The 8,150-nt window shown below is 55.3% G+C and carries 7 protein-coding genes; 4 read left to right on the top strand and 3 right to left on the bottom strand.

All coding sequences use genetic code 11. The annotated features are described in order from the left end of the window. Together RT340_RS01670 and dusC are read left to right on the top strand one after the other, a co-directional pair. A partial coding sequence (locus RT340_RS01670; protein ID WP_313373704.1) for a helicase-related protein occupies nt 1–527 on the top strand: 527 nt, incomplete at its 5' end. Between the two features lie 4 nt (nt 528–531). Further along, nucleotides 532–1,488 carry a tRNA dihydrouridine(16) synthase DusC gene (dusC, locus tag RT340_RS01665; RefSeq protein WP_211728117.1) on the top strand — a complete coding sequence of 319 codons (957 nt, stop codon included), beginning with the start codon at nt 532–534 and terminating at the stop codon, nt 1,486–1,488. A 7-nt stretch (nt 1,489–1,495) separates the two neighbouring features. Here the strand turns inward: dusC and RT340_RS01660 are convergent, their stop codons facing one another. Beyond that, complete coding sequence (locus RT340_RS01660; protein ID WP_097117372.1) at nt 1,496–2,674, bottom strand: glycosyltransferase family 4 protein; 1,179 nt, start codon at nt 2,672–2,674, stop codon at nt 1,496–1,498. A gap of 493 nt (nt 2,675–3,167) precedes the next feature. Between RT340_RS01660 and RT340_RS01655 the strand changes: the two genes are divergently transcribed. After that, nucleotides 3,168–4,373, top strand: a complete 1,206-nt coding sequence (locus RT340_RS01655; RefSeq protein ID WP_211728118.1) for an MFS transporter — start codon at nt 3,168–3,170, stop codon at nt 4,371–4,373. Here RT340_RS01655 and ppk2 read toward each other — a convergent pair. Both ppk2 and RT340_RS01645 read right to left on the bottom strand, forming a co-directional pair. Continuing rightward, nucleotides 4,370–5,290: a polyphosphate kinase 2 gene (gene ppk2 / locus RT340_RS01650; protein WP_045833553.1), complete on the bottom strand. Its 921-nt coding sequence runs from the start codon at nt 5,288–5,290 to the stop codon at nt 4,370–4,372. The genes RT340_RS01655 and ppk2 overlap by 4 nt on opposite strands. 12 nt (nt 5,291–5,302) lie before the next feature. Continuing rightward, nucleotides 5,303–6,919, bottom strand: coding sequence for an inorganic phosphate transporter (locus RT340_RS01645; protein ID WP_211728119.1), 1,617 nt, complete (start codon nt 6,917–6,919; stop codon nt 5,303–5,305). Nucleotides 6,920–7,084: 165 nt separating this feature from the next. On the opposite strand from RT340_RS01645, the gene RT340_RS01640 reads away from it, so the two are divergent. Then, complete coding sequence (locus tag RT340_RS01640; protein ID WP_211728120.1) at nt 7,085–8,110, top strand: transporter; 1,026 nt, start codon at nt 7,085–7,087, stop codon at nt 8,108–8,110. The last annotated feature ends 40 nt before the right edge of the window (nt 8,111–8,150 follow it).

The raw sequence follows: 8,150 nt of genomic DNA, 5'->3' as shown, positions 1-8,150 counted from the left end.
GTGGCATTCGTGTGCTGGTGGCAACGGATATCGCCGCGCGTGGTCTGGATATCGAAGAATTACCACACGTGGTGAACTACGAGCTGCCGAACGTACCGGAAGATTACGTCCACCGTATTGGTCGTACCGGCCGTGCTGCGGCAACCGGCGCTGCGCTGTCACTGGTGTGTGTCGATGAACACAAACTGCTGCGTGATATCGAACGCCTTCTGAAGCGTGAAATTCCGCGCATTGAGCTGGAAGGTTTCGAAGTGGACCCTAGCATCAAAGCGGAACCGATCCAGAACGGTCGCCAGCAGCAGGGTCGCGGCCAGGGCCGTGGTCAGGGTGGCCAGGGACGTGGGCAGGGCGGTAACGTCTCTCGTCCGCACAGTGGCAACGGTCAGCGTCCACAGGGTGGCAATGGTGCACGTCCACAGGGCGAAGCGCGTCCTGCACGTCGTCAGGGCAGCAGTGCCGCTCAAAACGCGCCAGCCGCCAACAGCGGTCGTCGTCGTCCGGCAGCAAAAAAGAGCGGGAACATCTAACGCGATGAGGGTATTACTGGCGCCGATGGAGGGCGTGCTGGATTCGCTGGTACGCGAACTGCTCTCCGGGGTAAATGATTATGATCTGTGCGTTACTGAGTTTTTACGCGTGGTCGATCAGCTGCTGCCAGTAAAATCCTTCTACCGTTTGTGTCCCGAGCTGCACAACAGCAGCCGAACGGCTTCCGGTACGCGCGTGCGTATGCAGCTACTCGGGCAATATCCTGAGTGGCTGGCAGAAAACGCCGCGCGTGCGGTAGAACTCGGCTCCTGGGGCGTCGATCTCAACTGCGGCTGTCCATCAAAACTGGTGAACGGCAGCGGCGGCGGCGCCACCTTACTCAAGGATCCTGAGCTGATTTATCGCGGCGCGAAAGCGATGCGCGAAGCCGTGCCCGATCATCTTCCCGTCACGGTGAAAGTGCGTCTGGGATGGGATTCGGGAGAGCGCCGCTTTGAAATTGCCGACGCGGTGCAGCAGGCCGGGGCCAGCGAACTGGTGGTGCACGGCCGCACCAAAGAAGATGGCTACCGCGCTGAGAGCATCAACTGGCAGGCGATTGGTGAAATTCGCCAGCGTCTGTCGATTCCGGTGATCGCCAACGGTGAGATCTGGAGCTGGCAGGATGCGCAAGACTGTCTGCGCATCACCGGTTGCGACGCGGTGATGCTGGGGCGCGGTGCGCTCAACATCCCGAACCTCGGCCGTGTGGTGAAATACAACGAAGCGCCGATGCCGTGGCCGAATGTGGTCGAACTGCTGCTGAAGTACACGCAGTTGGAGAAGCAGGGCGATACCGGCATGTATCACGTCGCCCGCATCAAACAGTGGCTCGGTTATCTGCGTAAAGCCTATAACGAAGCCGATGGGCTGTTCAGTGAGATCCGCACTCTGCGCGTATCTGCTGAGATTGCCACGGCAATTGAGCGCCACGCCCTTCAGTTAACCGCACCGGTTTAACCCTTCCTCATTTAAACGCCGTTGTGTAGTGCATCTGCTTGCTGGCTGAATAGAAGTGGGCAAGTTGCTCGCTGAATTTCCCCGGATCGTGCTGCTCAGCAATTCTCTTCAGTGATTGCGCAGAGTATTGCGTGATCACGCCCGGATTACGCAAAATATCAATGATATGCGCCTTAAGCTGCTGCACGATTTGCTGGCGTATTTGCAGTTTGCTCTCCTCAGAATCCACCACATACTCATATTCGTCATTGACCGGCTGCTGGATAAGCCATCCCGCACCGGGTGGATTGATCTCTGGCAAAGCGCGGATGTTGGTGGTGATCACTGGACAGCCACTGCCTTGCATCTCCAGCACCGAGAAGCCGTAAGTATCCTGCCAGCTGGGCAGCAATCCCACGTGAGAATGCTGCAGCAAGGTCAACACCTGATTGTTGGGCAGAGAGGTAAAATGCTGAATATGGGGCGAGGTTTTGACTAAGTGCTCAATACGTGTGTAAAACGCCTCATCATCCTGAAATTGCCGATGCGCGATATTATGCCGCTGCGTGATGTCACCGATCAGCGTGACCTGAATCTGGCTGCGGTTAAATACATCCTCTTCAGATAACTGGGAGAGGGCCAGTACCACTTCCGCGCCGCCTTTGCGATAGAACTCATTGCCGATAAAGATGAAACGTATTTCTCCGGGCGAGACGAGGCGCGGTTCAGCGCACAGCAGCGGTTGCGGCGGATGCAGGACGTGTAGCTTGTGTCTGACGGCGGCTTTGATCGCGGGAAACGCATCGAGCAGCTTGCATTGGATGTCGAGGGTCGCTTGCGAGATGGCAATCAACGCCAGGCATTCCGCTTTCGCTATTAATTGCAGCTGCGACTTTAATTCTGGATTGTCGTATTTCGCTACACCAGGCACCGGTAGCACGCGTGGGATCTCGGTTTCAAAAGTGGCGATCCAGTTCCTTTTGGTGTCGGCCACTTCATTGAAAAGGTGAATGACATCCGCATCCTGTGGCAGTAAGCCGGGAATCGGGAGAAAAATAAATTGTTTATTTTTATGTAAGATTTTTGCTTTGACGGCATTTAAATAGAAATAGATATTCTTTTTTCGGCAATTAATATATTTGTTATGAGGGTTAGTGATAATATTTCTTTTTTCAGGATATCCGCTTCCACTGGTGATAATCTTCATGGTTTCTCCTGGTCGTTAAGAAACAGAATTAACAAAGGTTTGAAATTTGCTTGAGTCGGTGCGCTGGGCCAGCATTGCCATTACATTAGTTACGCACCAAAAGTAATGATTAATGTTTGATTTAACCATCTGTAAGCTAAAGCAAGCAAGGGCGGATCTATGTCTTAATGTGAATGATTGGAGGAGTTCTTCTCAGCATACGCGCGACCTGAACAGATTAATAAAGGGTTTTGTTACTATTTTTAGAGGATTTTATGGATTAATTTTTTTACTAAAAGGTTTCTTTTCGGAATTTTCAGGCCAATATATAAATGAAGATTAATTAAGAGCTGTTATTAATGTAAGACGAAATAACCGAGGCGACGTTTGATTGTTGACATGACCAGCATTATTCAGAATTAAGCTATGACACCGTTCCACGTAAAGTCAGGTTCAAGCTCAACACTGTTTGCGCTATAGTAGCGTTTCACATTCATTTGTAATGCCATCACTTATGTCTGACGCCGCTGTACTGAGTCATGCTCAGTTAAATAAACGCATCATTTCCGTTATTGTCTTCACCTTCTTCTGCTATCTCTCAGTAGGGCTGCCGCTCGCGGTGCTGCCGGGATTTGTGCATAACCAGCTGGGTTTCAGCTCGTTCATCGCCGGGCTGATCATCAGCCTGCAGTACTTCGCCACGCTGCTCAGTCGTCCGCATTCGGGCCGCCTGGCCGATCGCTATGGCCCGAAACGCGTGGTGATGATGGGATTGGTGTGCTGCGGCATGAGCGGCGTGCTCTCTCTTCTCGCCGCGTTGTTTACCGCAACACCCATGCTGAGTCTGGCGCTTTTAGCGGTGGGTAGGCTGTTTTTGGGCGTGGGAGAAAGTTTTAGCAGCACGGGTTCGACACTGTGGGGGATGAACCTTGTCGGACCGCTGCAGACGGCGCGTGTGATCTCCTGGAATGGCGTTGCCACCTACTTTGCGATGGCGATAGGCGCACCGCTCGGAGTGCTGCTCAATCAAATGTTCGGCATCAGCGGGTTTGCCGGACTCGTGGCGTTGATGGGCGTGATTGGTTTCTGCATGGCGAGTCGTAAGGCGGCGGTTAGCGTCACAGCGGGCGTGCGTATTCCTTTTCATCGCGTGGTCAGCCGCGTCTGGCTGTTCGGGCTGGCACTGGGCTTCGGCACCATCGGCTTCGGCGTCATCTCGACGTTTATCACGCTCTATTTTGCCAGCCGCGACTGGAGCGGCGCCGCCTTTGCCCTGACCTTGTTCAGCCTGGGCTTTGTGCTGGTGCGTCTCGCCGGTGGCCGCTATATCACCCGTTTCGGCGGGTTGAAAGTGTCGCTGGTGTCGTTTGTGCTGGAGTGTGCCGGTCTGCTGTTAATCTGGCAGGCCGACAGCAGCTGGCTGGTGGATATCGGCGCGTTCCTGACCGGCGGTGGTTTCTCGCTAGTGTTCCCGGCGCTGGGTGTGGAAGCCGTTAAACGCGTGCAGCAACAGGATCAGGGATCGGCGTTAGGGACGTATTCGGCGTTTCTCGATTTAGGGCTGGGATTGACGGGGCCGGTGGCGGGGTTACTGATTGGTCATTGGGGGATGCAGTCGGTGTATCTGGCGGCGGCCCTGATGGTGCTAGGCGCATTTGCCATTACATTGCGTCTGCAACAGCAGCACGGCCGCCAGGCAGCCGTGCAAACTGTTCATTAATATTTCTCTGGTACCACCATGTTTTCTGGCACTGGCGCGCGGCGATAATCTTCATGACGTTCGCGCGTCGGTAACATAATGGTTTTGCTCTCGCTCTCTTCGTAGGGCACCTGTTGCAGCAGATGGCTGATGCAGTTCAGGCGCGCACGTTTCTTATCCACACCTTGCACTACCCACCATGGCGCTTCAGGAATATGGGTGCGCTCCAGCATCTCTTCTTTCGCTTCGGTGTAATCTTCCCAGCGGCGACGGCTTTCGAGATCCATCGGGCTCAATTTCCACTGTTTCAGCGGATCGTGGATGCGGCTCAGGAAGCGCAGCTCCTGCTCTTCATCGGTAATCGAGAACCAGTATTTGATGATCTGAATGCCGCTGCGGGTCAGCATTTTTTCGAATTCCGGCACGCTGCGGTAAAACTCTTCCACTTCGGCTTCGTTACAGAAGCCCATCACGCGCTCAACACCTGCGCGGTTGTACCAGCTGCGGTCAAACATCACAATTTCACCGGCTGCAGGCAAGTGAGCGATGTAGCGCTGGAAATACCACTGTGTTTTCTCACGATCGTTCGGTGCGGGCAGGGCGGCGACGCGACAGGTGCGCGGGTTTAAACGCTGGGTGATACGCTTGATCACCCCGCCTTTCCCGGCGGCATCACGGCCTTCAAACAAAATCACCACGCGATGTCCGGTACGCATCACCCAATCCTGCAACTTCACCAGCTCGCCCTGCAGATGCAGCAGCTCACGGAAGTAGCGGCGGCGAAAGGCCTTATCGCCTTCCTGCTGTGGCTCACCATTATCATTGAAGCGTAGATCGTCCAGCTCCATTTCCAGCTCTTCGTCGTAGCTGTCGTAAAACTCCTGCAGCAGACGCGCATTAAAGGTCTCGCTGTGGAAGCTATTGTCGTGTGTCGCCATGACTTTTCCCCGTTACAGATGAATAAACAGAGCGTAAAGCAGCCCTGAAAGTAAGACTGAGACCGGCAGCGTCAGTACCCACGCCAGCGCGAGGTTACGAATCGTTGAGAGCTGCAGACCAGATTTGTTGGCGGCCATTGAACCCGCTACGCCTGATGACAGCACGTGCGTAGTGGAGACCGGCAAGCCGAAAACATCCGCTGCGCCGATGGTCGCCATCGCCACCAGCTCCGCACTGGCACCCTGTGCGTAGGTCAGATGAGTTTTACCGATACGCTCACCGACGGTGACCACAATGCGGCGCCAGCCCACCATGGTGCCGAGGCCAAGGGCAATTGCCACCACCACTTTCACCCACATCGGGATAAAGCGCGTGGCGGCATCCAGCTCCTTCTTCACCGCAGTAAGATTGCTGGCAATCTCTTCCGGCAGCGCGACTTTGGCCGATTGCAGATGTTTGATGGTCTCGGAGGCGAGGTACATATCGTTACGGGTGTTGGTCACCGCCTGTGCCGGGATATTTTCCACCGCACCATAAAGACGGATCTGGTCGCCGATATCGCCCAGCATCATGCCAAGGGCAGGCAATACCTGTGGACGGTTCTGGCTGGTACGCACAAATTCGGTCAGTACTTCACGCGGTGCGGGCATTGCAGCTGGTGCCGGTTGCAGCGTCAGCAACTGCTGTTCGGTGACCTGAGTTAACGCGGTCACGCGCGGGATTTGATCCGGCGGCAGCGAACGGTTCAGGGCGTAGGCAATCGGCATGGTGCCGACCAGAATCAGCATGATGAGGCCCATGCCTTTCTGACCGTCGTTTGAGCCGTGAGCGAAAGAGACGCCGGTACAGGTCAGAATCAGCAGGCCGCGAATCCACGCCGGTGGGGGCTGATTGCCTTTTGGTGCTTCATACAGCTGACGGTTGCGGATAAAGGCTTTCATCGCCAGCAACAGCAGCGCAGCACAGATAAAGCCGACAATCGGTGACAGCAGCAGGGCGTAACCCACTTTGATCGCCTGATCCCAATCCACACCGCTGGTGCCGCTGCGACCATGCAGCAGGGCATTCGCCACGCCCACGCCGATGATCGAACCGATTAGCGTATGCGAAGAGGACGCAGGCAGGCCGAAATACCAGGTGCCGAGGTTCCAGATGATGGCCGAGAACAACAGCGCATACACCATGGCAAAGCCGTTGCCGCTGCCTGCCTGCAGAATCAGCTCCACCGGCAGCAGCGAGATAATGCCAAACGCCACCACGCCGCTGGAGAGCAATACGCCGAGGAAGTTGCAGAAGCCCGACCACACCACGGCCACACCCGGAGACAGCGAATGGGTATAAATCACAGTGGCGACAGCATTAGCGGTATCGTGGAAGCCGTTAACAAACTCAAAGCCGAGCGCAATCACTAAAGCCACGCCCAGCAGCAGGAACGGCGTATAGCTGGTGACCGGCGCGCCGGTCTCTTCCACGTCGTTGAACAGATTGATGGCGGTGAACAGCAGGCCGCCGCACAGCAGGATCAGAAAGATGATGCGTGAGATTTTTCCGTTGCCCTGGTTAAGATTCGGGCGTCCGTTGTGGGACGATGATGTTGATGTAGATGCAGGTAAACTGTTTTCAGCCATAACACACCCCGGTGTGGATTGACGGTGCTCGAATGGCACCCGTTACCCGCAGTGTGATACGTGGTTTGTATGACAGAATGATGATCGCGATCACGCTCTGTCATCTTGCTGTAACACGGCTGTCGCAGTATGTGGATCTGACCGCTTCGGGATCATCACGCTGCCATGCTCCAGCCTGTCTTGCCGCTTGCCTCATTGCCGGACTTCAATAATGAAGTGGCCGGTCTTATTCATGGCTATCTGTTCACGCCGGAAGCGGCGCCACAGCGGCTCAATGCCCGTGAAGCTGCACAGCTTGCACAGCAAGATTTGCCGGAATCCTATTTTCTTTGGCTACACATCAACCTGAATCATGCGCGTGCCGAACGCTGGGTTCAGGACCACTTTAGTGTAGATGATGATTTTTTCGACGAGATCCATTCTGCTTCACCGCGCACACGTTTGGCCCATCAAAACGATGCGCTGCTGGCGGTGCTCAATGATGTGACGTTCAGCAAAGAAGAGCGCAGCACACAGAACGCGACGTTGTGGATTTGGTGCTGTGCGCACACCATTGTCACCGCGCGTTATCGCCCGGTGGGAATGATTGAACGCATGCATCAGCAAATTGATCGTCTCCCGTTCGCCGAGCCGGATGCGATGCTGTTGTGGTTGCTGGGTGAGCAGGAAGCGCAATTGGAGCAAGTGGTGCGTCGCTCCAGTCAGGCGGTGGATGCCATTGAAGAGCGTTTGCTCAGTGCAGCGATTAAAACCAACCGCAGTGAGTTGGGCCATTTGCGCCGTATGCTACTGCGTGTGCAGCGTTTGCTGGCACCGGAACCCGCCGCGCTATTTCGTTTGTTAAATCGGCCACCAAAGTGGCTTAAGCGCGAACCGCTCAGTGAATTGCGCATCTTTACGGAAGAGTTCAGCGTGGCATTGAATGACCTGGCGGGACTGATGGAACGCATTCGCTTGTTGCAGGAAGAGATTGCCGCCAGTTTGATGGAGCAGAGTAACCGCACGCTGTTTTTACTGACGGTGATCACCGTGCTGGCGCTGCCGATTAACATCATTGCCGGCTTTTTCGGTATGAACGTGGGCGGGATTCCGCTGGCAAATAATCCGCACGGTTTCTTACTGTTGGTGATTGTGGTGCTGGTGTTTACCCTGGTGGCGGGCTGGCTGGCGCTGAGACGGCGGCGGGAATGATGCCCAGGCATCCAGGCGCGCATCAAGGGACTACCGGGCA

The organism is Pantoea sp. CTOTU50773, from assembly GCF_032082325.1.
Taxonomy (GTDB): Bacteria; Pseudomonadota; Gammaproteobacteria; order Enterobacterales; family Enterobacteriaceae; genus Pantoea; species Pantoea communis.
Note: the sequence above shows the minus strand (reverse complement) of the source record. Positions and strands in the feature narration are given on the sequence as shown.

Coding starts and splice junctions, on each gene's coding strand:
- ppk2 (WP_045833553.1), bottom strand. CDS start 5,290: ATGGCGACACACGACAATAGCTTCCACAGCGAGACCTTTAATGCGCGT.
- RT340_RS01640 (WP_211728120.1), top strand. CDS start 7,085: ATGCTCCAGCCTGTCTTGCCGCTTGCCTCATTGCCGGACTTCAATAAT.
- RT340_RS01645 (WP_211728119.1), bottom strand. CDS start 6,919: ATGGCTGAAAACAGTTTACCTGCATCTACATCAACATCATCGTCCCAC.
- RT340_RS01660 (WP_097117372.1), bottom strand. CDS start 2,674: ATGAAGATTATCACCAGTGGAAGCGGATATCCTGAAAAAAGAAATATT.
- dusC (WP_211728117.1), top strand. CDS start 532: ATGAGGGTATTACTGGCGCCGATGGAGGGCGTGCTGGATTCGCTGGTA.
- RT340_RS01655 (WP_211728118.1), top strand. CDS start 3,168: ATGTCTGACGCCGCTGTACTGAGTCATGCTCAGTTAAATAAACGCATC.